Genomic DNA, 1,986 nt, shown 5'->3' on the forward strand with positions numbered 1-1,986 from the left:
ATCTGATATTTATATTAATATACAAGTGTATTGCGTATAATCACCATTATGTTAAATGGGTAAAAAATTGGTGGAAAATTCTAGTTTTTAAAATTGCGAATAAGAGTTTTTATGTTAAATATAGTCTCTCACAAAGAGAGATAAGTACAGTAGATCTATTCTGTAATATTATGTCCGATGCTCAAATTAATAAATACAGTATTATTTTATCTAAACTTTCTGAGCTTTCAGACCTCAGTAATTTTCCCGACTATCCTACTTTTGCGACTTGGATTAGTGGGATTCTAAGAGATCCCAAAAGTGTAAGGGAAGAAACAGCTAAACGAATTTTGCAGGCTCTACATCAAAAAACTGATTACAAACCATAAAATCAAATTATTAGGCGATAAATTAACGGCAAAGAGTTTTTCTAGTCAGGTAAAGATCTACTTTGAATAAAGCAAGATTACTTGTTACAGGAGCTTGACTCAGTTCAGGAGGAAGTAGTTAAACTTTAGCTGTGAACTTTCTGCCGATATAGATCTGATCTACGTTCCTGTCACAATCAATAGTTAATGTATTGCCTGATCTGTTTGAATAAATTTACAGAATTAGGTCGTCCTCATACCCAAGTTGTCACTTGAGTTCTGTTCAAATGAGCAGAGTGTTGTCTTTTAAATCTTTGTGCAACAAAGCCAAATTCAATTAAATATTTTTAATTTACCTATAGTTAGACTATTTATATATAATAAATATATCTTTACTGAAGATAGGATAAATTATCTTTTAAAAAAAGATATTACAATTACTATGAATTTATATGAAATTTTACATGTTGCAGAAGATGCTCCAGAAGAAATTATTAAGCTTGCCTATAAAGGTTTGGTGCAAAAATATCATCCTGATCGTTATAAAGCTAATGATGCTAATCAAAAAATGGTTGCCATTAGAAATGCTTATGAGGTATTAATAGATCCAATCCAAAGAAAGGCATATGATGAAAAATTAAAAAAAAATAGAGAGCAATTTAATGTTAAACAAAAACTAGATATAGAATATCCTTATAATAAACAAGATGATTTTATTAATTCTCCTGAATATAAAGCAAAAAAAGAAGTTTTAACAAAGAAAAAAAAGAAGAAACGTTTAATTTATTTTGGTTGTATATTATTAATTATAGTAATAGCAATACCATTCATAATGCAACCAAAACCAGCTGAAGAATCATATTTTAACGAAGTTGAAATATCAACAATTGATGGGGTAAGTTTAGGAATGAGTCCTGTAGAAGTAACACTACTAAAAGGACAAGCTGAGAATTCATCTGAAAAAATAAATAAAATACATGATGATCTTTATCATTTAAGATGGAATTATGATTTTATTAATATTGATTTTATAGGTCCAAATGAAAATGATTTAAAAACTTCAAGAGTTTGTGGTACTCCAATTCATGCTTCTATTAATAATATTGTAGGAATATCAACAGAAAAAGAAGTTAATCTTTTTTTTGGAAAACCAGATCATATTAGTATTCATAAGGATGGTTTATCAAAATGGATTTCATATGAAAAATATAATGCCGCATTTGAAGTAGAAAAAGAGAATATTGTATATTCTTGCCTAGATGAAGATTATATAGCATATGAAGAAGAATATAAGGGAGTTTAAATATTCAGGCTCTAGACTAGTAGAATAGATATGTTAGTCTAGAGCGGCTTTGTTGCATAAATATTTTGCAAGATACTGATTTTTAAGGGGTTTACCAAATTTTAATAAAAAATAAATATAATAAAATCATAGTTTTAGGTATTTATGCAACAAAGCTTACACAAGATAAAATCTTAAAACATTTCATCCTTCCAAATACATGCTCTACTTGAATTCGTCTACGACCACTTTTAGCTAAACCATCAATAAAACCTTTTCCTTGAGTCTGATACTGCTGAATCGTTTGTTCATCTAGGCAGATAGTTTTCTCCCAAGAAATTGCACTCATATTTATAA

The 1,986-nt window shown here is 28.3% G+C and carries 3 protein-coding genes; 2 read left to right on the plus strand and 1 reads right to left on the minus strand.

Features of this window, described 5'->3' with window-relative positions; genetic code table 11:
• Nucleotides 1–368, plus strand: a 368-nt coding sequence (locus RR561_RS09050; RefSeq protein WP_442952313.1) for a hypothetical protein, incomplete at its 5' end; no start/stop codon positions are given.
• A 421-nt stretch (nt 369–789) separates the two neighbouring features.
• Complete coding sequence (locus RR561_RS09055) at nt 790–1,650, plus strand: J domain-containing protein (protein WP_332507558.1); 861 nt, start codon at nt 790–792, stop codon at nt 1,648–1,650.
• Between the two features lie 142 nt (nt 1,651–1,792).
• On the opposite strand, the gene RR561_RS09060 is transcribed toward RR561_RS09055, so the two are convergent.
• Nucleotides 1,793–1,986: hypothetical protein (locus RR561_RS09060; protein WP_332507560.1), on the minus strand; the 194-nt coding region annotated here is incomplete at its 5' end.

This window comes from Peptostreptococcus sp. (assembly GCF_036639115.1).
Lineage (GTDB): Bacteria > Bacillota > Clostridia > Peptostreptococcales > Peptostreptococcaceae > Peptostreptococcus.